The sequence below is a fragment of the Klebsiella sp. GG_Kp173 genome (assembly GCF_040062415.1).
Lineage (GTDB): Bacteria > Pseudomonadota > Gammaproteobacteria > Enterobacterales > Enterobacteriaceae > Klebsiella > Klebsiella quasipneumoniae.
In genome coordinates this window covers 1-25,576 of record NZ_JBEAFZ010000077.1, presented here as the reverse complement: position 1 = coordinate 25,576, position 25,576 = coordinate 1, and the positions used below count along the sequence as shown (strand labels likewise).

General features: G+C 56.7%; 25 protein-coding genes and 1 pseudogene. 16 read left to right on the top strand and 10 right to left on the bottom strand.

Going from position 1 to position 25,576, the window contains the following annotated elements; all coding sequences use genetic code 11:
* Positions 1-31: 31 nt before the first annotated feature.
* Complete coding sequence (locus ABLU50_RS16370) at positions 32-214, top strand: YlcI/YnfO family protein (RefSeq protein WP_331432932.1); 183 nt, start codon at positions 32-34, stop codon at positions 212-214.
* Positions 215-256: 42 nt separating this feature from the next.
* Positions 257-598: a hypothetical protein gene (locus ABLU50_RS16365; protein WP_106925473.1), complete on the top strand. Its 342-nt coding sequence runs from the start codon at positions 257-259 to the stop codon at positions 596-598.
* Between the two features lie 133 nt (positions 599-731).
* Here the strand turns inward: ABLU50_RS16365 and ABLU50_RS16360 are convergent, their stop codons facing one another.
* From ABLU50_RS16360 to ABLU50_RS16345, 4 genes are all read right to left on the bottom strand, one after another.
* Positions 732-1,544, bottom strand: a complete 813-nt coding sequence (locus tag ABLU50_RS16360; RefSeq protein WP_348864864.1) for an antA/AntB antirepressor family protein — start codon at positions 1,542-1,544, stop codon at positions 732-734.
* Positions 1,545-1,844: 300 nt separating this feature from the next.
* Entirely contained in the window at positions 1,845-2,045 is a 201-nt protein-coding gene (locus tag ABLU50_RS16355; RefSeq protein WP_040968888.1) for a helix-turn-helix domain-containing protein, read from the bottom strand.
* A gap of 92 nt (positions 2,046-2,137) precedes the next feature.
* Complete coding sequence (locus ABLU50_RS16350) at positions 2,138-2,734, bottom strand: hypothetical protein (protein WP_139988936.1); 597 nt, start codon at positions 2,732-2,734, stop codon at positions 2,138-2,140.
* Positions 2,721-4,142 (bottom strand): integrase family protein, encoded by a 1,422-nt coding sequence (locus ABLU50_RS16345; protein ID WP_064157973.1) that lies wholly within the window; start codon positions 4,140-4,142, stop codon positions 2,721-2,723. The genes ABLU50_RS16350 and ABLU50_RS16345 overlap by 14 nt, the downstream gene beginning before the upstream one ends.
* A gap of 761 nt (positions 4,143-4,903) precedes the next feature.
* Here ABLU50_RS16345 and ABLU50_RS16340 point away from each other — a divergent pair.
* Positions 4,904-5,176: a hypothetical protein gene (locus ABLU50_RS16340; protein WP_004205279.1), complete on the top strand. Its 273-nt coding sequence runs from the start codon at positions 4,904-4,906 to the stop codon at positions 5,174-5,176.
* A 68-nt stretch (positions 5,177-5,244) separates the two neighbouring features.
* Here the strand turns inward: ABLU50_RS16340 and ABLU50_RS16335 are convergent, their stop codons facing one another.
* Positions 5,245-5,610, bottom strand: a complete 366-nt coding sequence (locus ABLU50_RS16335; protein WP_165453231.1) for an HdeA/HdeB family chaperone — start codon at positions 5,608-5,610, stop codon at positions 5,245-5,247.
* Between the two features lie 300 nt (positions 5,611-5,910).
* Between ABLU50_RS16335 and evgA the strand changes: the two genes are divergently transcribed.
* Complete coding sequence (gene evgA, locus ABLU50_RS16330; RefSeq protein ID WP_004205283.1) at positions 5,911-6,525, top strand: acid-sensing system DNA-binding response regulator EvgA; 615 nt, start codon at positions 5,911-5,913, stop codon at positions 6,523-6,525.
* A gap of 4 nt (positions 6,526-6,529) precedes the next feature.
* Entirely contained in the window at positions 6,530-9,772 is a 3,243-nt protein-coding gene (locus ABLU50_RS16325) for a transporter substrate-binding domain-containing protein (RefSeq protein ID WP_087833155.1), read from the top strand.
* A gap of 89 nt (positions 9,773-9,861) precedes the next feature.
* Here the strand turns inward: ABLU50_RS16325 and ABLU50_RS16320 are convergent, their stop codons facing one another.
* Positions 9,862-10,524, bottom strand: coding sequence for a YfdX family protein (locus ABLU50_RS16320; RefSeq protein ID WP_072140371.1), 663 nt, complete (start codon positions 10,522-10,524; stop codon positions 9,862-9,864).
* A 239-nt stretch (positions 10,525-10,763) separates the two neighbouring features.
* Between ABLU50_RS16320 and ABLU50_RS16315 the strand changes: the two genes are divergently transcribed.
* The 3 genes and pseudogenes from ABLU50_RS16315 to ABLU50_RS16305 all read left to right on the top strand — a co-directional run.
* A complete protein-coding gene (locus ABLU50_RS16315; protein WP_004206086.1) occupies positions 10,764-11,339 on the top strand; it encodes an HdeD family acid-resistance protein in 576 nt (191 codons plus the stop codon).
* Positions 11,340-11,365: 26 nt separating this feature from the next.
* Positions 11,366-11,671: an acid-activated periplasmic chaperone HdeB gene (gene hdeB, locus ABLU50_RS16310; protein ID WP_004206087.1), complete on the top strand. Its 306-nt coding sequence runs from the start codon at positions 11,366-11,368 to the stop codon at positions 11,669-11,671.
* Positions 11,672-11,784: 113 nt separating this feature from the next.
* Positions 11,785-11,883 (top strand): annotated as a pseudogene (locus ABLU50_RS16305) (cobalamin adenosyltransferase); the annotation flags it as partial.
* Here ABLU50_RS16305 and dhaR read toward each other — a convergent pair.
* Both dhaR and ABLU50_RS16295 read right to left on the bottom strand, forming a co-directional pair.
* Positions 11,861-13,786 (bottom strand): dihydroxyacetone kinase operon transcriptional regulator DhaR, encoded by a 1,926-nt coding sequence (gene dhaR / locus ABLU50_RS16300; RefSeq protein WP_087833156.1) that lies wholly within the window; start codon positions 13,784-13,786, stop codon positions 11,861-11,863. The pseudogene ABLU50_RS16305 and the gene dhaR overlap by 23 nt on opposite strands.
* A gap of 101 nt (positions 13,787-13,887) precedes the next feature.
* Complete coding sequence (locus ABLU50_RS16295) at positions 13,888-14,985, bottom strand: glycerol dehydrogenase (RefSeq protein WP_087833157.1); 1,098 nt, start codon at positions 14,983-14,985, stop codon at positions 13,888-13,890.
* Between the two features lie 251 nt (positions 14,986-15,236).
* Here ABLU50_RS16295 and ABLU50_RS16290 point away from each other — a divergent pair, with 251 nt between their 5' ends.
* The 5 genes from ABLU50_RS16290 (at position 15,237) to ABLU50_RS16270 (ending at position 20,465) form a co-directional block, all read left to right on the top strand.
* Positions 15,237-15,422: a hypothetical protein gene (locus ABLU50_RS16290; RefSeq protein ID WP_087833158.1), complete on the top strand. Its 186-nt coding sequence runs from the start codon at positions 15,237-15,239 to the stop codon at positions 15,420-15,422.
* A gap of 173 nt (positions 15,423-15,595) precedes the next feature.
* Complete coding sequence (dhaK, locus tag ABLU50_RS16285; protein ID WP_004206091.1) at positions 15,596-16,666, top strand: dihydroxyacetone kinase subunit DhaK; 1,071 nt, start codon at positions 15,596-15,598, stop codon at positions 16,664-16,666.
* A gap of 10 nt (positions 16,667-16,676) precedes the next feature.
* Positions 16,677-17,309 (top strand): dihydroxyacetone kinase subunit DhaL, encoded by a 633-nt coding sequence (gene dhaL / locus ABLU50_RS16280; RefSeq protein ID WP_017899726.1) that lies wholly within the window; start codon positions 16,677-16,679, stop codon positions 17,307-17,309.
* A 10-nt stretch (positions 17,310-17,319) separates the two neighbouring features.
* Positions 17,320-18,741 (top strand): dihydroxyacetone kinase phosphoryl donor subunit DhaM, encoded by a 1,422-nt coding sequence (gene dhaM / locus ABLU50_RS16275; protein ID WP_080841430.1) that lies wholly within the window; start codon positions 17,320-17,322, stop codon positions 18,739-18,741.
* Positions 18,742-18,815: 74 nt separating this feature from the next.
* Entirely contained in the window at positions 18,816-20,465 is a 1,650-nt protein-coding gene (locus ABLU50_RS16270; RefSeq protein WP_087833159.1) for a glycerone kinase, read from the top strand.
* Positions 20,466-20,619: 154 nt separating this feature from the next.
* Here the strand turns inward: ABLU50_RS16270 and ABLU50_RS16265 are convergent, their stop codons facing one another.
* Complete coding sequence (locus ABLU50_RS16265) at positions 20,620-21,396, bottom strand: siderophore-interacting protein (protein WP_072140370.1); 777 nt, start codon at positions 21,394-21,396, stop codon at positions 20,620-20,622.
* Between the two features lie 238 nt (positions 21,397-21,634).
* Here ABLU50_RS16265 and ABLU50_RS16260 point away from each other — a divergent pair, with 238 nt between their 5' ends.
* Positions 21,635-22,189, top strand: a complete 555-nt coding sequence (locus ABLU50_RS16260; RefSeq protein ID WP_004206098.1) for a PadR family transcriptional regulator — start codon at positions 21,635-21,637, stop codon at positions 22,187-22,189.
* A gap of 257 nt (positions 22,190-22,446) precedes the next feature.
* Positions 22,447-23,826, top strand: a complete 1,380-nt coding sequence (gene ygjG, locus ABLU50_RS16255) for a putrescine aminotransferase (RefSeq protein WP_323083823.1) — start codon at positions 22,447-22,449, stop codon at positions 23,824-23,826.
* Positions 23,827-23,867: 41 nt separating this feature from the next.
* Here ygjG and ABLU50_RS16250 read toward each other — a convergent pair whose 3' ends face one another.
* Positions 23,868-24,200 carry a tRNA-binding protein gene (locus ABLU50_RS16250; protein WP_087833160.1) on the bottom strand — a complete coding sequence of 111 codons (333 nt, stop codon included), beginning with the start codon at positions 24,198-24,200 and terminating at the stop codon, positions 23,868-23,870.
* A gap of 207 nt (positions 24,201-24,407) precedes the next feature.
* Here ABLU50_RS16250 and ebgR point away from each other — a divergent pair, with 207 nt between their 5' ends.
* Positions 24,408-25,391: a transcriptional regulator EbgR gene (ebgR, locus tag ABLU50_RS16245; RefSeq protein ID WP_009485173.1), complete on the top strand. Its 984-nt coding sequence runs from the start codon at positions 24,408-24,410 to the stop codon at positions 25,389-25,391.
* The last annotated feature ends 185 nt before the right edge of the window (positions 25,392-25,576 follow it).

Here is a 25,576-nt window from a genome sequence, read left to right as displayed (position 1 = left end):
TAGGTTAACCTTACACCAGTGGTAACTACCAATGCAACCATCCAAAACAAAAAAAAACTTTGATCGCTCAGGCAGCACAATGAAACACATTCGATTTGAAGATGATTTATTAGAACAGATCAGCGCTGCTGCCGGAAAAGGCCAATTTAGTTCATGGGTTAAAGAAGCCTGCCGGGAAAAACTACAACAGGGCGGTATCGAGCCAAAAGGCTGAACAGAAGCAACTAACACACATGCATCGGAGAGTGGAAAAACTATGGAATACAAATTTTTAGCACTCAGCAGCAATAAAACAGATCGATATGAAGTAGTAGTTTTTGAGACTGAAGGACAAATAGGAATTACATGCGATTGCCCGGCAACAGTGCTTTGTAAGCATGCCTCAGCACTAATAATTGGCAGTCCAGATTCAATTTTCCCGCCAGACCTCAATGATGCAAAAGAGTTGCAATTAGCCATCTCGGCAATAAATCTACACGGGATTCCCGAAAAATATAATGCATTAAATTCGGAACTTGATGAACTTAAAAAAGAATTCAAGAAGCGAGAAAAAAACATAAAAAGCAGAATGTATAACCTCTGCATTCCAAAATCCTGAATAAAAACAGCGGTCGCAGAATTGCGCTGGCTCATTCTTTGACCATCAGCATTAACCCTGGTATGCTTAATCTGTTTCGGTTTTTCGTAGTGACATTGGCAGCTCTGCAAAGCTGCCTTTGTTTTATCCGCGATCATGCTGTTCCTCCCACTCTTTTAACCAGCCAACGTTGCGCCAGTTCAGTGAGTTTCGTCTTGCGGGTTGCCGTACTGGTATCCAGATCCAGCAGAGCGCAGTTACGGCTTTCCAGATAGGCCAGTAGCGCCAGTTGTTCAGTGTTCATGTGGTCGCGCACCTGCTTTACCGGGATTTCTTTCTGCTTCGCCCATGCTCGCGGGTGCATACCCAGCGCAAGGCTATTGAGGAAGGTGCATTCATTGCTGTAGGCAAAGCCGTGCTGCTTATCTCCAGTGCGTTCGATATAGCCCTTCATCGCCTCGGCCATGCTTTTGTGATCTTCGCAAGCTGCTACACGATTTTTACGCCATGTCAGCAACGCAGCCTCATGCTCCTCGGGCGCCACACTGCGAAGGCGTTCTTCACAGTCGATGAAATACTGGCGCGCCATCTTGCCTTGCGCATTGCGCTCAACCATCGAAAGCTCTTTACCCATATTCAGAGAGAGAATGTAATCGTGCTCAATGCGTTGACGAGATTTTGAGCTCCCCCGTTTCGGGGAGGTCAAATCTTCGACAATCACATAATCGACGCCTTCAACAAATTCGTATTGGGTAATGCGGGCTTTGATCCAGGTGGTGAAATCTCGGCCTACCTCCAAAAAAGAGTGAAGTTTTCGCCCACGAACTGACTGGATTTCTTTCCCGCCAATATTGCTAAGCGTTACAGGGATTCGCGCCGCAAAGTTATTGCCGGAATTATCCTTCTTGCTGGCTTCAGGGTGAGTCTGGCCGCTGCCAGTTAAGGCAGTTAATTTTTTCCGAGTCATTTCTATCGCTCCAAAAAGTTGTTATTCAGAGCCGCCGCGACAGCGTTAGGTATGCTGCAATATTTTTAACGCAACGCCACGCAACAAAATTTCTTTTCGCTGATCAGACGAAGTTGCGTGTGGTTGCATTGGTTTTCTGTTAGGCCGATTTTAGGCTGTAGGGGTTATTGACCTCAGGTACAGCAGCTGGAGTGAAACTCGTCTCTGGTGCCCATGCTGATGCGAGAGTTTTGCCTTTCTTCAGAGTGGGATTTCGTATACGAGGTACGTTTTCTTTGTGCCATATTCTCCCCCCCCCTATTACGCAGACTGGCGAACCGATGCCAGATACGTATCAAGATCTGATTGCAGGTAGATAGTTTTTTTGCGGCCTACTTTGTAGAAGGGGATTTTTACCCGGCCTGTACTGTGCCAGTTAGCCATAGTGCGCGGAGCAACCCCAATGTATGCGGCAGCTTCCGGGCGGGTAAGTTTTTTGTCTTGCATGGTGTTGGTAGTCATGATGCCTCACCGTGGTTAATGGGTAACAACGGTGAGGATTATTGGTATCTCGGGCTAGATTTTGGGTGAATTCACTTAGGTAAGAAGTGAATTCACTTTCTCCCCAAGTAACGCGCCCAAGTATTTTTATCTGGAAGATTCAACTCAATTCCTTTAGCTGCTGCAATTGCTTCTAAAATTGAAGCTATTTTACTTATACTTTCACCTTCCAAATCAACATCATCAAATTCTGGAATCATTTTCAATAATGCAGGAATTACTTCTCCCTTTCTATTCGCTGTTCGGGGATGTTCTCCAGACTGAGTACTTTTAAAATAATCGATGGATAATTGATGGAATTTATGCAGGCTATCTCTTTCTATATATAAAAACTTTGAATCAACAACTAACGGTGCATCGCCAAAATCTATTTCACCTATATCACCATCAATATCTAAACTCTCGTCTTTAACACTGTAGATGATTATATCCACATCATCAAATTGAGCCTCTGAAAAATTGCCATGGAGAATTTTATAGGTGCCACTCAAACTATGATTCTCATCATATCTATGGTGTTTTATATACACACAAAGTTCCAATGCACAAACAGCCTCAAAATGATACAAGTCCCTTACAGTGACTCCTAACTTTTCCGCAACCTCATGAATTGGATAATATAATTTATCCGGCACGTTAAATTTTTCCATGATTTATGTTCCTAATTTCAATATTAAGAATATCAAAAAGAATCCTGCGTTTTTCTTCATCGGTCATTGCCCCCATAACGGCCAGCAACTGGCTATCTAACCCACCAGTTTTTTCAATTAACCCAGCATGCTCCAGTATTGCCCGCTCGACTTTCTGCGCTGGTTCCATCAACTCATCGGCGGAATAGTGCAAGTAGCCCTGTGTGACGTCAGCACTACGGAAAGTGCGGTGGTTCATTAGGCGTTTAAGAATGTATGAACCAACGCCTACCAACTCCGCCACACTGCCGAAAGTACGCCTAGCATCATGACAGGTGAAACCAATGGCGCTCTCTGTACCGCCCTGCGTGGTAGCTTCGCTTATCTGGCCTATCACCCTTCGGGGATCCGTAACTATTCCGCCTTTCTCCGCCGGAAATACATACGGGTTATTATCACGACGTAATTCTTTTCGGCGTTGGAAGATAGCCAACAGTGTATCGGTAATCGGAAGTTCAAGCGGGTCTCCGTTCTTCGTCTGGTCAATCCAGAAGTAACGGCCGGACATATTCACCCTGACCCACTCCAGCCCGAACACCTCCGCACGGCGCAAGCCCGTAAATAAAGCCACATCCAGCGCATCGCAGACCGATACGGCAAAATCATCCCTGATACTGGCTCCATGTTGCCGAACGGCATCAACAGAGGCCAGCCAACGGGAAAGCTCATTATTGCGGATACGGGATGTTTTACGCGCTGTGCCGTGCCATTTTCGTTTGGTGCTCAGTACCATCGTGGGCGGATCAGGTAACAGACGGTTGCCATCGTTGTCGCGATAATGATCATGCGAATACCGGTAGACCGCACGCAAAACCCGCGCCCATAAATCAGCCTGGGCTTTACTGCCTGCTGCTACTCCAGCACGCTGCGGTTTATCGCCAAACCATATACCGCCATCAGTAATGGCTTTATGCCTAACTTCAACTCTCTCACGGTCAATGGCCGCCAGCGGTGTTTTAAGCCAGTCTCCAGAGAAGTTAGTCAGCACGCCCTTATACTGCTCTATAGTTGTCGGCTTGATACGCCCAGCGCGGGATTTGATGTACTCCGCTAGCGCTTCAGCCAGGGTGATGGATTTGTTTTTATCTTCCCGCCGCTGGTCGTTTGGATTCCTGCGGGTCGTCGCCACCTCACCGAGGATGCGTGAGGCCATGTCACGGGCCTGGTCTACAGTGAGATCGGGAAACTTACCCAAAGTGACACGGATGAATTTGCCTTCCCGGTACCGGGTAACACAAAATGATTTCGACCCTGTAGGGGTAACTCGCAGGCGTAGACCGGGCAAAACACTGTCAGCAAACTCAAGCCTTTTCCCTGAATCAGAAGCGATCGCAATGATGGCAGCTTTGGTGAACTTGATGGTTTCCAATCTTCCCTCTCGCAATCCCGGGGATATGCCGGGGATATTTCAGATAGGTAATATTGGGTAATATTAGTGCATTATGGCGGGGTATGCATACGATTAAATACCTGTTTTTCAACGAAAATGAATAATGGTTATAAATCAATCCTATAACTCATAATCGCTTGGTCGTTGGTTCAAACCCAACAGGGGCCACCAAATTTTAGCAGTAAATACATACAGTTAGGCCACTCGAAAGAGTGGCTTTTTTGTTTCTAAATTTTAGAACAGCGATAAAATGGCAACATAAGCCGTTGAGCAATGCGCGTGGTCAGCATTTTCTTGCCATTCCGCTAAGAGGATAAAAAAATCCGTTATCGCGAAAAGGAAAATTTACGCTTACGCTAAAATAGACAGTGCTCTATCCTGGCAAAAGTTTGCGCAGGCCATCTGCGTTGTCCACCTCCCGAAGCCAGTCCATCATTGCCGCGTTCCTGTTTACTCTGTCTTACTACGCAAGGTCGGCATAAAACACCTTTCATTCCCGCAACGCTGGAATTCATACTGCTCACGATAACTTTAACAATTCAGGCCAATTTCCGAAAAATACCCCTTCCCTGTACCAGCTGATCAAAATCAACGCCACCCTCCCGTCGCTCATATATACAACCCGCTGACTCACACAAAAGGATGAAAATATGAAAATACGGGATATATCAGTCAGTACCTGTCTGGCACTGTTATTAACGGGTTGCGTAGCTAAACCACCGATGGCGACGGAAAGCGAAATGAAAGAAGCCGCCGCTTTTGCCTTTAATGTCGATGTTTCGCAGGTGACCATTTCCGATGCGAAGCAGCAGGATGTGAAAACCAACTTTGTGGCGACCATCGGCAACACCCGCCATCGCTGCTATGTGACTAAAGCCGCCGAGCCGAAACTGTATGGACTGATCCCGCTGGGCGGCAGTAGCACCGTCTCGGATGCCATCTGTGCCGGCGCCAACCCGACGCCAGCGAGCAAAACCTGCGACGCCCTGTCGAAAAAAGCGGGCCGCTGCTGATCTTCGGCGCAGAAATTGGCCGCTAACTGCACGTTTAGTCACTTTTTCTGCCGCTTTACCGCGGTCGCTTAGTTCAGCGACCGCACCTGCTGATAAGAATTGAGCCGTTCCCGCAGCGAAGTCAGCCAGGCATCTGGCTCCTGACGGCAGATTTCGGTGAGGATCGGCGTCAGCACCAGCTCGGCTTCATGGAAGTCGGTCCACTCCGGCGGCTGCAGGGAAAAAGGATCGTTCATCAGCCAGATCACCATCGGCGTCCAGGTGCGCGGATCCAGCTGCAGATAATCCTGACAGCGCATCATATCGCGCGTCCGCGCCTCAGTGGTCGTCACGTCCTTTCCCACCGCGGCGTTACTTATTGCCAGGACGATTATTCCTGCCATCAGACGTTTCCAAGCCCATTTTCGCCAGAGGGAGCGCTTTACTTTTACCATTGTTATTATTTTACCTGCCAGTTGTCACCGGATGGTATTCCCGGCAACTCACCTTAAAAAGCGCAGATTAATCGTTTGCATTTTTTTTAACAGCAGACAGCGCTGAAGCAAGCGAACGCCTTTTCCTACAGCTGTCATCCCGATATGCAAATATATTCGGCAGGCACACATCCACAATATTTTCCCGGCCGAAAACGATTTGTGTTACAATTGCGCCTTATTACGGCACCGATAAAAATAACCCCCGCCGCACCTGCATCAGGCATCGCCCTCTTTTTTCATATCAGGATTTACGCCCCCATGAATGCGATAATCATTGACGATCATCCATTGGCACGTATCGCCATTCGCAACCTTCTCGACAGCAACGGCATTACCGTCGCAGCGGAGCTCGACAGCGGCGCCCATGCGGTACAGACCGCCGAAACCATGCAGCCTGACCTGCTGATCGTCGACGTTGATATTCCGGAACTCAGCGGCATAGACGTTCTGGAGCAGCTGCGAAAACGCCGCTACCGGGGAAAAATCATCGTCATTTCCGCCAAGAATGAACTGTTTTACGGCAAACGTAGCGCCGACTGCGGGGCCAATGGTTTTGTGAGTAAAAAAGAGGGAATGAATAATATCCTCGCCGCGATCGACGCGGCCAATAATGGCTACAGCTATTTCCCTTTTTCACTGGAGCGCTTCTGCACCCACGGCATCACCGATCAGGACCGACTGGATACGCTGTCAACGCAGGAGATGAAGGTCTTCCGCTATATTCTCAGCGGCATCGACTACACCACCATCGGCAGCAAAATGAATATCAGCAATAAGACGGTAAGCACCTATAAGGTCCGTCTGATGGATAAATTAGGCTGCAGCTCCCTGCTTGAGCTTTATGACTTTGCGCAACGCAATAAAATAGGGTGATGGCATGGTCGTTCGTCTTATTTTATCCCTGATTGTCGGGCTGGCGCTGAGTCTCTCTCCCACCGCGTTTGCCATGAGGCAACTGGAGCTGAAAAGCCATGCCCACATTGCGGCGATCGATATTCCGCTCAACGATAAGGCAAAGGCCTGGCTGGCCGCCCAGCCAACGCTGATCGTCGGCACCTGGCTCCCTGAGATGACGCCCGTCGTCTACGACAGCGACGAAGAAAGCTATCAGGGGATTAACGCCGACTATCTGGCGCTGATGGCGCACAGCCTCGGGCTAAAGGTGGTTATCCGCCAATATGACACCGAGCAGCAGGCGCTGGCCGCCCTGGCCGACCGCCAGGTCGATACCCTGCTCACTCAGGTGGCGCACCGGGATGCGCTCGCCCCGGGCCTGGTTCAATCCGCACCGCTGATCAAAACCTGGCCGACGCTGGTCACCTCGCTAAAATCCCCCCTGCCGCCGCTAACCACCGACCGCCGCGTCAAGCTAGCCTGCACCCGCGATTGCGCCTTTTTCGATATTATTCAACAGGCGTTTCCCAACGCCAAAATCACCCTTTATGATAGCGACTATCAGGCCCTCGCCTCGGTGGTCAGCGGCGAGAATCAGTATTTCATCGGCAACAACATCACCACCGGCCACTGCATCTCGAAATATTTCTCGCAATCGCTGGTCATCACGCACTATTTTCGTCAGCAGGAGCAGCACAACCGCTTTGTCACCCGTGAAGATCGACCGGCGCTGCACCAGCTCCTTGACCGTTTTATCCACGCCATCGACAGCGATACCGCGATGCGGATCATGCAAAACTGGCTCAACCGCGGCGATCTGTCGTTTCTTAATACCCCGTTGCCTTTTACCGCTGAGGAGCAGCGCTGGCTGCGGAAGCATCGTCACATCCGTCTGCTGGTTAACCCCTACTTTCCACCTTTTACCCTGGTGGATGACGAAGATGAGCTGCGCGGCATCATGGCCGATATGCTGAATATTTTCTCACTACAGACCGGGCTGCAGTTTGACCCTATTCTGGTGCGCAATCGTCAGGATCTGGCAAAGCGCATGGAAAAAGAAGACTGGGCGATCATGCCCGCCGCGACCCTGACCCAGCAGCCGCAGGCCTACGTCACCCTCAGCGAGCCGCTCATTAACGTGGCCTTTGTGCTGGTCGCCCGCGGCAGCGCGCCCGACCCGCATCTGCTGACGCGCCCGGCACGGATCGCCCTGCCGGTGGGGCCGATCGCCGCCCACGACCTGAAAGCGCGCTTTCCGCAGGTTAACTGGGTGGAGACGGATAACGTTGGTGTCGCCATGAAGATGGTGGAGGAAGGCGAGGTGGATGCCGCCGTGGCCTCGGAGCTTTCCGCCCGCTATATGATCGATCACTACTATCCGCAAGATCTTCACTACACCCGCATCGATGGACTCCCGGTCGCCGCCATTCGGCTGGCGATCCCACGCGATGAACCGGTGCTGGCCGCCGTGCTCAACAAAGCGCTGCAGGCCATTCCGCCGCGGGACATTCTGCAGATGACCGAGAAGTGGTCGAAAATCTCCAGCCAGCAAATAGAGAACTGGAGCCAGTACAGCCGCCAGTTTTACCAGCTGATCGCCTTCGCGCTGGTGCTGATCGCCATCAGCCTCGGCTGGGGACTCTCCCTGTGCCGGGAAGTACGCAAACGCAAAGACTCTCAGCAGCGGCTGGAAGAGGAGCTGGCGCAGAAGGAAGCCCTCTCCTGCGCGCTGGAGCGGGAAAAAGACAAAGCGATTCAAGCGACAAAAGCCAAGAGTCGCTTTCTGGCCAGCATGAGCCACGAGCTGCGCACGCCGGTGAGCGCCATCGTCGGCTTTCTGGAACTGCTGGCGAAACCGGAGCTGAACGTCGGTCAGCGTAAAGAGGCAATCGAGCTGGCGGGGTCGACGGCGCAAACCCTGCTGGGACTTATCGGCAATATTCTCGATATCGACAAGATTGAGTCGGGAAAATACCAGATCACCCCACAGTGGAGCGATGTGGCGCAGGTGGTGTCGCAGCAGTGCCACACCTTCGGCGCGCTGGCGCAGCAGAAGGGGATCGCGCTGCATAGCCATCTCCCTCTGCAGGAGGGGATCGCGCTGTGGGTCGACCCTCAGGCGCTGCGGCAAATTCTCAATAATCTCATCGGCAATGCGCTGAAGTTTACCGCCGAGGGCGCGATTCAGATCTCCTGCCGGCTGGCGCAGGCGGATGAGAAACAGGGAGAGCTGACCCTCATCGTTAGCGACAGCGGCTGCGGGATCAGTGAAGCTGAGCAGGCCACCCTCTTTCATCGCTATGCCCAGGCGCGCCAGGGACGCCAGCAGACCGGCTCCGGGCTGGGGCTGGTCATTTGCCAGGAGCTGGTTACGCTGATGCAGGGCCGGCTGGAGATGGTCAGCCGTCCGGGCGTGGGGACCACTTTCACCATCACGCTGCCGGTCAGGGTGAGTCGCTGCGCGATTCACGCGCCACAGGCGTTGCCCGCCAGGCCGCAGGCCCTGCCCGGGCTGTCGATATTGATAGCGGACGACCACCCCACCAACCGGCTGTTGCTCAAACGCCAGCTCAACACTATCGGCTACAGTGTCGATGAAGCCTGCGACGGTGAAGAAGCGGAGAATAAGCTCGCCGGCAAACATTATGATCTGCTGATCACGGACCTCAATATGCCGAAGAAAGATGGCCTGGCGCTGGCGGCGTCGTTACGCCGACGCTACCCGAGCCTGGTGATTTGGGGAGTGACCGCCAGTGCGCTGCCGCAGTCGCGGGAGGCATGTCTGGCCAGCGGCATGAATATGTGTCTGTTTAAGCCAGTGTCGGTTCAGACGCTGAGCCATGAGCTCAGCCGCTTAGCGGTGGGCCACGCATCACCTAACGCCGCCCGGCATCTGAAGCTCAGCGTGCTGACCGAAAATACGGGGGGAGACCAGGCGCTGATGGCTGAGATGCTGGAGACGTTCCGCGATGCGTCGGCCACAGATTTACAGGCCGCCGGACAGGCTATCGCCCGGCATGAACCGCAGACCTTTCTGCGGGCGCTGCACCGTCTGCACGGTTCAGCACAAATCCTGGGGATTACTGCGCTACAACAACTGTGCTCCCCTTTTGAGGCTAAGCGGCCTGATTCGCTGACGCCGGCAAGCTGTCTGGAGGTGGTACAGCGCATCACCGGCGTCATGCGCGAGATCGATGGCGAAATCGACGCCCTCATCGGCCGCTAGCCGTTCCGGTCGGGCAGTCCGCTGCCCGACCGTTAAGGGGACATCCTTGTCAGTCTCTTCCTCTGCGCTCTCTCAGGGTGGAACAGGTATCAGTTACCCGCCACCAGCATCTCGCTGTCCACCACGATGCCCTCTTCAGCGCCTTTCAGCACCAGATTCGCTTCGTAATACTTCCCGGCTTTCAGCAGTTTTTGCGCCTGCGCCACCGCCTTACGGGTCTGGTTAAGCGGCATCAGATACTGGTTCTCAATCACGCCAATACCGGCCAGGCGCAGGGTATCGATAGCCCCTTTCTGATCGCCTTTCGCCAGTTTTTCGTTGGCAGATTTAATGGCACTCTCTTTTTCCGGGGTGGCCACATAGTCTTCAGACAAGGCGATGGTCGCATTGATCACCACATAGCGATCGGCGATCATTTTGGCTGTCGCGTCGGTTTTCACGAACTTCGCCCAGCTGGCGTCATCGGCGGCCAGCAGCGCGGCGGCGTCGTCTGTCAGTTTTTTGGCGCTCTCCGGCTGGCCGTGAAACAGCGCCAGACGGGCGAACTGGACGTCGCGCATCGCGTTCGCGCCCTGAACCGCCACCTGTAACACATCGGCGGCTTCTTTCTGCACCTGCGCTGTGGCTGCCGCGGCAGGCGCTGCCGTCGCGTTATCTGCTGCCCACACCGGAGAGGTACCCATCATGGTTGCCAGCAGGCTCGCCAGAATGACTTTTTTCATCGTTAACTCCTGATTAAAATCGGTAAGCATCACCAAACGCAGCCAGCTTAAAAAATATCGTAGTTATTGAGAATCAGAGCCCGGAATCGATATTGCGGGCCTTGTCTGACAGCTGTCAGACAAGGCGTATAAAGTGACCTCAGCACTCTTATTTACGCCTGGCGATGGCACGTCCTACTATTTTCCTCAGACCTTTCTTTTGGCCCGCTGAATATATCATAACGTATTTTATTCAGCGTCAGGCCGCCAACCGGATCTGCGGAGCAATTATGTTTATGTTTAGCAATTACACCTTAAATGCGTTTAGCCCACGCGTCTTCATTCGATATAAACGGCATGCCGGCATGATGGCCGCCCTGCTGTTTATCTGCGGAGCCTGTTGTCTGGCCTGGCCATTGGTCGCCGGCTGGTATCTCGCCACGGTGACCGGCATGTTGTTCATGATCTGCGGCTTCTATTCGCTATACAGCCTGATTGTTTTCCGTCAGCAGCACTGGAAATCACGCCTGGTGGCACTGATCTTCGCCATCGCCTGGATCGTGCTCGGCCTGAGTTTTGTCGTTAATCCCCTCAACGGCATGAGCAGTCTGGCCTTTTTATTCGGCTTTTTATTTGTTCTCGGCGGTATTTCCCGCATCGTCAGCGGATGTAAAACCCGAAAACAAAGCGGCGCTGGCTGGAATATTTTTATCGGTCTGCTGGATTTAATTATCGCCTGCCTGTGGCTGGCAATGAACCCGCAGCAAAGCTGGTTATTTATTACCGCATTTATCGGCGTTGAAATGATATTTAGCGCCATCGGCTTTCTGGTCCTGAGAAATAAGATGAAGCATGCTCGGGCTTAAGCCGTATTTTATGACTGGAGAAGAAAATGAATTTACCTAAAGCACTCGTATTGACCGTGGCGGCGACCACATTCTGTCTGATGACCAGCCCGGCATTCGCGGTACAGGAAACCACACCGCAGAATATGACCTGTCAGGAATTTATGGATATGAACCCGAAAAGCATGACCCCGGTGGCCTTCTGGGTAGTGAATCGCAACACCGACTTCAGCGGCGGGGACTATGTCGACTGGCATGAAGTCGAGACCGTCTCGGTGCCGAAAATGCTGCAGCAGTGCCACAAGAACCCCGCCGCTAAACTCGGCGACCTCAACTCGGTTATTAAAAAATAAGCCTTCCCCCGGCGCTCGCCGGGGAAAGTTAACCTCGTTACCCGCCGTTATGCGGCGGGCCCCGTCACACTCATCGCTAGCGCATTCGCACGGCAGAGGATGGCCAATTTGGCCCACTGCGCGACGCGCTCAAACGCTACAGCAATCGTCTGTCGGACGCCCTGTTCTCCATGGCGCGTATCGAGAAGACTAGGCCTGATGCTTGCGCTTGAACTGGCTGGCGTCGATATCGTACTGCTTCATTTTGCGCCACAGGGTGGTGCGGCCAATATTCAGCAGTTGCGACATCTCCTGCACCCGCCCGCTGGTCACCCGGGCAGCGTGAATGATGGCCTCTTTTTCGATGGCGCTAAAGGTCAGGCTGGCCGGCAGCAGCGATGAGCCGCTATCGACCCCCGGCCGATCGGAAAAGAGATATTCCGGCAGGTTGCTTAGCCGAATGTGGCCGTTGCCGCTGCTGATGGCAATGTTCTCTATCACGCTGTTAAGCTCAAAATCATTTCCCGGCCACGAGTAGGCCACCAGTTGGGCCAGCGCGTCATCGTCCACTTTCAGCCGCGAAGAGAAACGCTTCTCCAGGCTCTTCAGCCGGTTATGCACCAGCGACGGGATGCTGTTGCGCCGGGCGCGCAGCGGGGGGATGACAATCTCGAAGGAGTGCAGCGCATAGTACAGCTGGCGGCTAAAGCGGTTCTGTTCCACCAGGTTGGCCAGATCGACGGTGGTGGTGGCGATCACCTTCACATCCACCGGGATCAGGCGGCGGGCGTCGAGGCGGGTAAGCACTCCCTGCTTAATCACCTGCAGCAGGGCCGACTGCAGCTCCGGCGCCAGATACTCAATTTTTTCCAGAAACAGGGTGCCGCCATTGGCCAGCTCAAGGCGGCTCAGGCGGCCATTTTCATCGTCAGTGGGGGCGCTGCCCATAAAGTCCTGGCCCAGCACGCTGTCGGCATACAGCTGGCAGTTGACGGCGATATAGGGGCCGCCCGCCCGCTCGCTTTCATTGTGGATGGCCTGGCTCAGCAGCTCTTTCCCCACCCCTTCTTCACCGCACAGCAGCACCGGGAAGCCGCCGCGCGCCGCCTGGCGGCCAAAGTGGATCAGCCGCCGGGTTTCCGGATCGTCGGCTGACATCTGCTCAAAGGTGTGGCTGACTTTGCCCAGCTGGCTGGTCATCAGCTGCCGCATCTGCTCCACCGGGTGCAGCAGCAGAATAAAGCTGTTGCCTTGCGCCTCGACGATCGGTTTTAAGGTGATCACCGCGTCGATAAACTGGTGCTGGCTTTCAAAGGTAACTTCAACGTGATTCAGGCCGCGGGCGTGTTTGATGGCCCGGCGCAGCAGCGCCGGAAGGGTCACCAGATCGGCGATATTTTTCCCCTGGCTGGCCTGGGCATCAAGATGCAGCAGTCTCGCCGCCTGAACATTGAGAAATTGCAGCACCCCCTGTTCGTTCCACGCCATCACCCCGTCGTCCATGCTCTCCAGCAGGCCGTACATCTGATTAAGGTGGCGGTTGGATTCCGCCAGCAGGCTGTCGGTGAGCAGGGAATTGCCCACCTCGCGGGCGATGGCCAGCGTCAGGGAAAGGTCGGCGCTGGACTGGTGCTCCACCAGACAGCAAAGCGAGATAGAGCCGAACAGGCGCCCGTGGTTATCGAACACTGGCGTCGAACAAAAGCTCCATGGCTGCAGGGCCTGCTTAAAATGCTGATCGCCGGCGGTGTTGATCGGCTGCCCCTGCATCGCGGCCAGCGACAGCGCGCAGGTGCCGATAATGCTCTCCGCGCAGTAGCTGCCGTCGCGAAATCCCAGGTCAGCCAACTGCGCCAGCGTTTGCGGTTCGCCGCAGCGGCTCAGGATGCAGGCGGTCTCATCAAGAATAAACAGCGCGCAGGGGCGACCGTCCATAAACTCCCAGGCGTCCTCCAGCGCCGCCTGACCGATGGTCAGCAGCGCGGTTTTACGCCGACAGATAGAGTCAAAAGTCAGGCCCTGGGCCTGGTGCGGCGTTTGCCAGGTTTCACGCTGCATAAACTTGCTGCAGCGATGCCATGACTGGGCGATGACGGCAGAGACCGCCTTCCCGGTATCCTGAGTCTGAACAGTCATACTGTTTTCCGCGTTTTACCATAGAGAACCCCTCCGGCAGCCACTGCCAGAGGGGAGAAAGAAAAACCGCTGACCGGCGCCAGCGGTTTAGCCACCGCGAATTAACGCGCCAGCCACTGCTGGCCTAACAGATCGGCGGTGAGGATAGCGGCGTGCACGCTTTCCGGGGTCACCGCGAACGGCATATTGTGGATGGTCTCCCCTTCCGCGCAGGTGGCTTTCGCCACCGCGGCGATTTTCGCGTCGATCCCCTCTTTGACGCCCATCTGCGCGAGGGTCACCGGCAGGCCGACGCGCTGGCAGAAGCCCAGCACGGTTTCAATCTCTTCCATCGGGCTGTTCTGCAGCACCAGCTGCGCCAGGGTGCCGAAGGCCACTTTCTCGCCGTGATACAGGTGGTGACACTCTTCCAGAATGGTGAAACCGTTGTGGATCGCGTGGGCGGCAGCCAGGCCGCTACTTTCAAAGCCAATGCCGCTGAGGTAGGTGTTTGCCTCGATGATGCGCTCCAGCGCTTCGGTCACCACCCCGGCCTGCGCCGCCAGACGGGCCTTTTCGCCCTCCGCCAGCAGCGTATCATAGCACAGGCGGGCCAGGCTCAGCGCCGCCTCGGTGGACTGTCCCCCGGCCATGCTGGTGGCGCGCGCATCGTAGCAGGCTTTAGCCTCGAACCAGGTGGAGAGCGCATCGCCCATGCCGGAGACCAGCAGGCGTACCGGCGCTTTGGCGATAATCGCCGTGTCCATCACCACCATATCCGGGTTTTTCGGATAGATCAGATACTCTTCAAACTCGCCCGCTTCGGTGTAGATCACCGACAGCGCGCTGGTCGGCGCATCGGTCGAAGCGATGGTCGGGATCACCACCACCGGCAGCTTCTGGTAGTACCCGATCGCCTTCGCGGTATCGAGGGTCTTACCGCCGCCGATGCCGACCACGCCGCGGCATCCCTGTTTTTGCAAAATCGCCATCAGGCGGTTAATTTCCGCATGGCTGCATTCGCCGTTAAACCGTTCCGCATGGCAGCGAATATCGTGACTCTGCAGGCCATTCACCACTTTCTCCCCCGCCAGCTTCATCACGAAGTCGTCAGCGATGACGAAGAAGCTCTCCGCCAGGTTTTTGGCATATTGACCGAACAGAACAGCAGCATCAGGACCCTGAAGATATTTGGCTGGAGATTGAATAACTTTTAGCATTCCTTTCACCCTCAAATAAGTGCGCATGTAGACATGATGAGCCCTGGCGTTATCCGCGCCGGCCGGTAAAGCGCGGCCTCAACGGAATGTACCGGAGCAGTGCGATCACTGTAGGGCCGGCAGGGAACAAAAAAATCTTTCGCCTTTTTGTTCTGATATGAAACACAGGTTAAATTTTTACGTTCCATATTGGAACAAAAAGCCCTGTTCTCCGTCAGGATTGCGATCCCGATCCGCTCCTCTGCCGCATAATTCCCCTACCATCCCCCTTTAGCGGCAGGCTTTTCCCGCGCAGCTGCGTGAAAATCAGCGAAAAATTTTTTCCGCCTACTGTGCCGGCTGCGATGACCCGGGGCTTAAAGCAGGTGAAAAAAAGCGCGCCAGCTCGCATTTTCACCGTTTTCTCAGCAAAAACGTTCCATAAAGAAACAAAATAAGCAGGCGATGTTTCGTAATGAAACCCGATCGCCGGGGCATTCTTTTTTTCGTCCGCTCAGCCAGAATCATCATATCGCCAGGCACGCTGCACCGTCAGACGATACCCCTACGCGATGACCGCCTCCGCCAGCAGAGAGGCCGCATCGAACCTTCTCCAACGGAGCACTGAATAATGAAAAAGCTGATTAACCGTGTTGAAGATGTACTGAATGAACAATTACAGGGGCTGGCTAAAGCCCACCCGCAGCTGACCCTGCATCAGGACCCGCTGTACGTCACCCGCGCCGATGCGCCGGTGGCCGGCAAGGTCGCCCTCCTCTCCGGCGGCGGCAGCGGCCATGAGCCAATGCACTGCGGCTATATCGGCCAGGGGATGCTTTCTGGCGCCTGCCCGGGGGAAATCTTCACCTCGCCGACGCCAGATAAAATGTTCGAATGCGCGATGCAGATTGACGGCGGCGAAGGCGTCCTGCTGATTATCAAAAACTACACCGGCGACATCCTGAACTTCGAAACCGCCACCGAGCTGCTGCATGAGAGCGGCATTAAAGTCACCACCGTGGTGGTCGACGACGACGTGGCGGTGAAGGACAGTCTCTATACCGCAGGCCGCCGCGGCGTTGCCAATACCGTACTGATCGAAAAACTGGTCGGCGCCGCCGCCGAGCGCGGCGATTCGCTGGAGGCCTGCGCTGAACTGGGGCGCCGCCTGAATAATCTCGGTCACTCCATTGGCATCGCCCTCGGCGCCTGCACCGTACCGGCCGCCGGACAACCTTCCTTTACCCTGCAGGACGATGAAATGGAGTTCGGCGTCGGCATTCACGGCGAGCCGGGCATCGACCGCCGTCGCTTCAGCTCGCTGGACCAAACCGTCGATGAGATGTTCGATACCCTGCTGGAGAATGGCGCCTACAGCCGCACGCTGCGCCAGTGGGATACCGTCAAGGGCGCGTGGCAGGAAGTGAAGCAGAGCAAAACCGCGCTGCAAAACGGCGACCGGGTCATCGCGCTGGTCAATAACCTCGGCGCCACCCCGCTGTCCGAACTGTACGGCGTGTATCACCGTCTCGCCCAGCGCTGCGAAGCGTCCGGCATCATCATCGAACGCAACCTCGTCGGTAGCTACTGCACCTCGCTGGATATGGCGGGCTTCTCCATCACTCTGCTGAAAGTGGATGATGAGACGCTGGCGCTATGGGACGCCCCGGTTCATACCCCGGCGCTGAACTGGGGAAACTAAGGAGCACGACATGTCACTGAACAGAACGCAAATCGTCGACTGGCTGTACCGCTGCGGCGATATCTTCACCAAAGAGAGCGATTTTCTCACCGGCCTCGATAAAGAGATCGGCGATGCCGATCACGGCCTGAACATGCACCGCGGCTTCAGCAAGGTGGTAGAAAAGCTGCCGTCGATTGCCGATAAAGATATTGGCTTTATCCTCAAAAACACCGGCATGACGCTGCTCTCCAACGTCGGCGGTGCCAGCGGCCCGCTGTTCGGCACCTTCTTCATTCGCGCCGCGCAGGTCACTCAGGCTCACCAGAGCCTGACGCTCGACGAACTGTACCTGATGATCCGCGAAGGCGCGGACGGCGTCGTCAACCGCGGCAAAGCGGAGCCGGGGGATAAAACCATGTGCGACGTCTGGCTGCCGGTGGTGGACTCCCTGCGCCAGTCCAGCGAGCAGCACCTGTCGATCGCCGCCGCGCTGGATGCCGCCTGCAAAGCAGCGGAAGCCGGCGCCCACAGTACCATCACCATGCAGGCGCGCAAAGGCCGCGCCAGCTACCTTGGCGAACGCAGCATCGGCCATCAGGATCCGGGCGCCACGTCAGTGATGTTTATGATGCAGATGTTGGCCGCCGCGGCCAAAGAGTAAGGAAATCGCGATGGTAAACCTGGTTATTGTTTCTCATAGCGCCCGGCTGGGCGAAGGTGTCGGAGAACTGGCCCGGCAGATGTTAATCAACGACGGCTGCAAGCTGGCGATCGCCGCCGGGATCGACGACCCCGACAGCCCGATCGGCACCGACCCGATCAAGGTCATGGAAGCGATCGAATCCGTCGCCGACACCGACCACGTGCTGGTGATGATGGATATCGGCAGCGCGTTGCTCAGCGCCGAGACCGCTCTCGATCTGCTCGATCCGGCGATTGCCGCGAAGGTGCGGCTGTGCGCCGCGCCGCTGGTGGAGGGGACGCTGGCGGCCACCGTCAGCGCCGCCTCCGGCGCCGGGATCGACAAAGTGATCGCCGACGCCATGAACGCCCTGGAGGCCAAACGGATCCAGCTGGGTTTACCTTCGCCAACCCCTGACGCCGCCCCGACGCCGACGCTTGCCGACGATGGCGACAGCAAATCGCTTGCGGTGGTCATACAGAACCACAACGGCCTGCACGTGCGTCCGGCGTCGAAGCTGGTCGCCGCGCTGGCAGGCTTTAACGCCGATCTGCTGCTGGAGAAAAACGGGAAGTGCGTCAAACCGGACAGCCTCAACCAAATCGCCCTGTTGCAGGTGCGACGCAACGACAAGCTGCGCCTGCTGGCCCGTGGGCCAGAGGCCGATGCGGCGCTGGCGGCGTTTCAGGCGCTGGCCGCCGATAACTTCGGCGAATCGCCTGCGGCGCAACCGGCAGCGGCCCCGGCCGCCTCCGGGCGCGTCGAAGGCATCGCGCTGCGCTATTCGCTGGCCCTGATCCAACCGGTGCGTCCGGCCGCCGCCGATGTCGCCCGCGAGCAGCAGCGACTGCGCCGGGCCATCGACCAGACGCTGGCGGAGCTCACCGCCCTGACCGAGCTGGCGGAGAATAAATTTAACGCCGACATCGCGGCGATTTTCGCCGGGCACCACACCCTGCTCGACGATGAGGATCTGTTTGATGCCGCCAACGATCGTCTGCTCACCGAGCCGTGCTCGGCGGAATGGGCGTGGCATCAGGTGCTGATGGAGCTCAGCCAGCAGTATCGCCAGCTGGATGATCCCTATCTGCAGGCGCGCTATATCGATATCGAAGATATTCTGCAGCGCACCCTGCGCCATCTGCAGGACGTTCAGGAGACGCTGCCGACGCCCGGCGAGCCGACCATTATTATCGCCGACAACATGTTCCCGTCGACCGTCCTGCAACTGGATGCCAGTCGCGTCAAAGGTCTGTGCCTGCGCGACGGCAGCGAACAGGCCCACGGCGCGATTATCGCCCGCGCGGCGGGGATCGCCTGGCTGTGCCAGCAGGGCGAGGCGCTGAACAGCGTGCAGCCCGGCGAGCCCATCACGCTCGATATGCGCCACCAGCGCCTTATCCGCCACTAAATCCACTTTGACCGTTACCGCTCCGGAGGTCTGCCTCCGGAGGGTGAGTTTTCGCTTACTCTTCAGGAACCACTATGTCTCAATTCTTTTTTAACCAGCGCGCCAGCCTCGTCAACGACGTGATTGAGGGAACCATCATCGCCAGTCCGTGGAATAACCTCGCCCGGCTGGAGAGCGACCCGGCGATCCGGGTGGTGGTCCGTCGCGACCTGAATAAAAACAACGTGGCGGTGATCTCCGGCGGCGGCGCCGGCCACGAACCGGCGCACGTCGGCTTTATTGGTAAAGGCATGCTGACCGCCGCAGTCTGTGGCGATCTGTTCGCCTCGCCGAGCGTCGACGCGGTGCTTACCGCCATTCAGGCGGTGACCGGCGAGGCGGGCTGCCTGCTGATCGTAAAAAACTATACCGGCGACCGACTGAACTTCGGCCTGGCGGCGGAGAAAGCGCGCCGTCTTGGCTACAACGTGGAAATGCTGATCGTGGGCGACGACATTTCACTGCCGGATAACAAACAGCCGCGGGGCATCGCCGGTACGCTGTTCGTCCATAAGGTGGCGGGCTATTTTGCCGAACGCGGCTACAACCTCGCCACCGTTCTGCGCGAAGCGCAGTACGCCGCCAACCACACCGCCAGCATCGGGGTGGCGCTGGCCAGCTGCCATCTGCCACAGGAGGTCGACAGCGCGCCGCGCCATCAGGCCGGTCACGCCGAGCTGGGAATGGGCATCCACGGCGAGCCTGGCGCCTCCACCATCGCCACGCAAAACAGTGCGGACATCATCAACCTGATGGTGGAAAAACTGACCGCCGCCCTGCCGGAAACCGGCCGTCTGGCGGTGATGCTCAATAACCTCGGCGGCGTGTCGGTGGCCGAAATGGCGATCCTGACCCGCGAACTGGCTAACACGCCGCTGCAGGCGCGCGTTGACTGGCTGATTGGCCCGGCCTCGCTGGTGACGGCCCTGGATATGAAGGGTTTCTCGCTGAGCGCCATCGTGCTGGAAGAGAGTATTGAGAAAGCGCTGCTGGCGGATGTGGAAACCGCCGGCTGGCCACGGCCGGTGCAGCCGCGGACAGTTAACATCATGCCCTCCACTCTCGCCAGCGCACGCGTCGACTTTACGCCCTCTGCCAACCCGCAGGTGGGCGATTACGTCGCGCAGGTGACCAGCACCCTCGTCGGGCTTGAAGATCATCTCAACGCGCTGGATGCCAAAGTGGGCGATGGCGATACCGGCTCCACCTTCGCCGCCGGGGCGCGTGAGATTGCCGACCTGCTGCAGCGCCAGCAGCTGCCGCTCAACGATCTACCCACGCTGTTCGCGCTCACGGGCGAACGCCTGACGGTGGTGATGGGCGGCTCCAGCGGGGTATTGATGTCGATCTTCTTCACCGCTGCCGGGCAGAAGCTGGAGCAAGGCGCCAGCGTGGCCGAGGCGCTGAACGCCGGTCTGGAGCAGATGAAATTTTACGGCGGCGCCGATGAAGGCGACCGGACAATGATCGATGCTCTGCAGCCGGCGCTGACGGCGCTGCTGGCCGAACCGGAGAACCTGCAGGCCGCTTTTGCCGCGGCGCAGGCCGGCGCGGATCGCACCTGCCAGTCGAGCAAAGCCGGCGCCGGACGAGCGTCCTATCTCAACAGCGACAGCCTGCTCGGCAACATGGACCCCGGCGCCCACGCGGTGGCGATGGTGTTTAAGGCGCTGGCGGAACGATAAGCCTCCCCGGTGGCGCTGCGCTTACCGGGGCAACGTCACAGCGCCGAAGGGTAGGTCGGGTAAGGCGTTAGCCGACACCCGACAAAAAACGGCACCGCGGTTAGCCCGGATAAGGCGCTACGCGCCGCTATCCGGGTTTTACCACGATGGCTTTTTACTTGCTGTGCCAGTACGCCTGCGAACGCACCAGCTGCTGATCGATGCTCTCATCTTCAAAGCGCGCCAGCAGTGATTTCACCACCGCGCCTTCGCCGGTCAGCCAGATGAAATAATCCTCCGCCGGCACCTTCACCTGCGCCAGACGCTCGGCGACGAACGCCGGATTGTGGCCCACCACCCACTCGATGTTAAAGCCGTCGAGATCCGCCAAATAATCTTTATATGACGCATCAGCGATAGTGACGATGGCCGTCACCTGCGGCGTCACCGCCAGCTGACGCAATCCCAGCAGACGACGACGCAGCGCCGGCATACCGGACTCATCGCAGACATATAACTGCCAGGCGTAATCCTCCGGCACCACCAGCGAGCCGCGCGGACCGCCGATCACCAGCTTATCGCCCACTTTTGCCTCCAGCGCCCAGCGGCTGGCAATTCCGCCATCGTGGATAAAGAAGTCATACGCCAGCTCATGGCGTTCGGCATCGTACAGCGGCGTATAGTCGCGGGTAGCAGGCCGCACGCCCTCACCCCAGTCGATCCCCTCCTCGGTCACCTGCGGGGGCGCAAACGCCGCGCCCGGCTCCGGGAAGAAAAGCTTGGTGTGGTCGTCAAAGCCGCGGGAAACGAAACCTTCCAGCGCCTCGCCTCCCAGCACGATGCGCTGGAAGGCCGCGCCTGCGCGCTCCACGCGCAGCACCGTCAGCTCACGGAAACGCAGCTCATTGCGGACACGCTGCGGGTACTTGTCTGCTTTGGTTTTTGTCATCATCGATCGCCTTCGTGAACGGTAAATAGATATATCTAAACTCAATGCAAATGATAATGATTGCCAACTAAAAAGAATGCAAGTCTTTTTTTGATATAGTCAAAACAAACCGCATCAAAATCCACAACCAGAAAATAATTACATATATATCAATACATTAAAAAATAAATAGCAACCAGAATTGCGAACTTTCACTTTTTAGATATAAATTAGATATATCAAAACACAGCAGGAGGTAACCATGCGACATCATCATGAAGAGGGGCGTGGGCCACGCGGGCGCCACAGCGATCCCAGCGAACACGGCGAACATGGCCGCCGCGGCGGCGGACGTCGCCAGCGTTTCTTTGGCCACGGCGAACTGCGGCTGATTATTCTGGACATCCTCAGCCGCAGCGCCAGCCACGGCTATGAGCTGATCAAAGAGATCGAAACCCTCACCCAGGGGAACTACAGCCCCAGCCCGGGGGTGATCTACCCGACGCTGGATCTGCTCCAGGACCAGGGCCTTATCAGCGTGGAAGACGACAACGGACGCAAAAAAATCGTCATCAGCGAAGAGGGGAAACAGCTGCACGCGGAGAACCAGGAGCACCTGGCCCATATCCAGGCGCGTTTGCAGGCGCGGATGGTCGGCTGCGAGCTGCGCAGAGATCCGCAGATGAAGCGCGCACTGGAGAATTTCAAAGCGGTCCTCGACCTGAAAGTGAACCAGCAGGCCAGCAGCGCCGCCCAGCTCAAGCAGATCATTGGCATTATCGACCGAGCGGCGATGGAGATCTCCCAGCTAGACTAAGCCTCTTTTCTCACCATCGGTTGCCCCGCGCTGGGGCAGCCCGCACCACGACGGATCGTGCCGCTAAAGGCCGCAAGGCAGAAAATCTCGCCAGCTCAGGAATAAAACGTGCCAATAATGGCGCCATGAGATTAAATTTTACACATTTCGTCTTTTACTTTGCATTTATCCCGATTTTCACCGCTTCTGCCGAACTGGCGTAATCCCTGCAATACTTAATCCAGTATCGTGTGATACGTCCGCCCCAGGAGCACATTTTGAACAGGTTACCTTCCAGCGCATCGGCTCTGGCCTGCAGCGCACACGCACTGAATCTCATTGAAAAGCGCACGCTTGACCATGAGGAAATGAAAGCACTTAACCAGGAGGTTAGAGAATACTTTAAAGAGCATGTGAATCCGGGGTTTTTAGAGTATCGAAAATCGGTCACAGCCGGCGGGGATTACGGAGCCGTAGAGTGGCAAGCGGGAGGGTTAAATACGCTTGTCGACACCCAGGGACAGGAGTTTATCGACTGCCTTGGCGGGTTTGGCATCTTCAATGTAGGGCACCGTAATCCAGTTGTGGTATCCGCCGTCGAGAATCAACTCGCGAAACAACCGCTTCACAGTCAGGAACTGCTGGACCCGCTACGCGCGATGCTGGCGAAAACCCTGGCGGCCTTAACGCCCGGCAAACTGAAGTACAGCTTCTTCTGCAACAGCGGTACCGAATCGGTAGAGGCGGCCATCAAGCTGGCGAAAGCCTATCAGTCGCCGCGAGGTAAATTCACCTTCATCGCCACCAGCGGCGCCTTCCATGGCAAATCGCTGGGGGCGCTGTCGGCCACCGCCAAGTCGACTTTCCGCAAACCGTTTATGCCGCTGCTGCCGGGCTTCCGCCATGTGCCGTTCGGCGATATCAACGCCATGCGCACCATGCTGAGCGAGTGCAAGAAAACCGGTGACGACGTCGCGGCGGTGATCCTTGAGCCGATTCAGGGCGAAGGGGGGGTGATCCTGCCGCCGACGGGGTATTTGCCGGCGGTGCGCAAACTGTGCGACGAGTTTGGCGCCCTGCTGATCCTCGACGAAGTGCAGACCGGTATGGGCCGCACCGGCAAGATGTTCGCCTGCGAGCATGGGAACGTTCAGCCTGACATCCTGTGTCTGGCGAAAGCGCTCGGCGGCGGCGTGATGCCGATCGGCGCGACGGTGGCGACGGAGGAGGTCTTCTCGGTGCTGTTCGACAACCCGTTCCTGCACACCACCACCTTCGGCGGCAACCCGCTGGCCTGTGCGGCGGCGCTGGCGACCATCAACGTGCTGTTGACGCAAAACCTGCCGGCGCAGGCGGCGCAGAAAGGCGATATACTGCTGGACGGTTTCCGCCTGCTGGCGCAGGAGTATCCGGACCTGGTGAATGATGTGCGCGGGAAAGGCATGCTGATGGCCATCGAGTTTGTCGATAACGAGATTGGCTACGACTTTGCCAGCGAGATGTTCAGGCAGCGGGTGCTGGTCGCCGGGACGTTAAACAACGCCAAGACGATCCGCGTTGAACCGCCGCTGACGCTCACCCTTGAGCAGTGCGAGCTGGTGCTGAAGGCGGCGCGTAAGGCGCTGGCGGCTCTGCGCGTCTCGGTTGCAGAGGCGTAATTCACACACAACCCTCTCCCGGTCGGGAGAGGGTATTTTCGTTATACCACCCGCACGCCTGCCGGCATGACGCGCTCCGGCGTCAACAGCACGCTTTCGCTTTCGTCTTCGGTTTCTGCGCATAACAGCATGCACTCAGAAGTTTCACCACGCATTTTGGCTTTCGCCAGATTACACAGCACCACCACCGTTTTCCCCAGCAGCTCCTCTTCGCTGTAGTAGGGCAGCAGGCTGGTGACCGTCTGCAGCGTGCGGCCGCCGACATCAATCCGCGCAATGTACAGTTTGTCAGCATTGTCATGGCGCTTCACCTCGACAATCTTGCCGACGCGCATCTCCAGTTTGGCAAAATCAGCGTAAGCTACGGTATCCATCTCTCACCTCCAGTAAATTTTTACTAAAAGATAGCAAATTTTTGCCGTTCGTCTGCATGATACTGAGAATAATGCTACTTCTGTCACGCTATCGCCGGGGAAAATAGCCCTCCCACGCAGGCGTTTTTTACTGAAATAAGGTGCAGGACGCGACGCTTGCTTTACAATGGATGAGCAAACATGGGCAACGTCCGATAAAGGAAAAAGATGGCAACGCTAAAAGACATTGCGACCGAAGCGGGTGTTTCGCTGGCGACGGTTTCCCGGGTGTTAAACGACGATCCCACCCTGAATGTAAAAGAAGAGACCAAGCATCGTATTCTGGAGATTGCGGAGAAGCTGGAGTATAAAAGCAGCAGCGCGCGTAAAACTCAGGTCCTACCTGTCGGCCATCATCATATCCTGGCGCTGTATAGCTACCAGCAAGAGCTGGAAATTAACGACCCTTACTATCTCGCCATTCGCCACGGTATTGAAACCCAATGCGAAAAGCTCGCCATCGAGCTCACCAACTGCTATCTCAATAACACCCTGCCCGAGCTGAAAAAGGTCACCGGCGTATTGATTATTGGCCAGCCGACGCGCGAGCTGCGCGAGACCGCCAGCGCGCTGACCGACAATATTTGCTTTATTGATTTCCACGAAGCCGGTAGCCCGTACGATGCGGTGGATATCGACCTGGTACGTATCGCTAAAGAGGTGGTCGACTTCTTTATCCAGCAAGGCGCGTCGCGTATTGGATTTATCGGCGGCCAGGACCAGCCCGGCAAGGCCGATATTCGTGAAGTGGCGTTTGTGGAGTACGGCCAGTTGAAGGGCGTGGTTTCAGCCGATGATATCTGGCGCGGCGGTTTTTCCAGCTCGTCCGGTTATGAGCTGGCGAAGCAGATGCTGGCGCAAGCGGAGTTTCCACGGGCGCTGTTTGTCGCCTCGGACTCCATCGCCATCGGCGTGCTGCGCGCCATTCACGAACGCGGGCTGGCGATCCCGGAAGATATTTCGCTGATTAGCGTCAACGATATCCCCACCGCGCGCTTTACCTTCCCGCCGCTGTCGACGGTGCGGATCCACTCCGAAATGATGGGCAGCCAGGGGGTGAACCTGCTTATCGAGAAGGCCCGCGATGGCCGCGCCCTGCCGCTTAACGTTTTTGTTCCCAGCGTGTTGAAGCTGCGCGGAACCACCCGTTAATCCAATCACATCCCGGCGGCGCTACGCTTAGCCGGGCTACCGGTCCTGGCCGGAACGCCACTCTGTAGGCCGGGTAATGCGAAACCGCCACCCGGCACAAAGCGGCTTCATCCCCCATCCACTTCCCCGACGGCGCTACGCTTAGCCGGGCTACCGGTCCTGGCCGGAACGCCACTCTGTAGGCC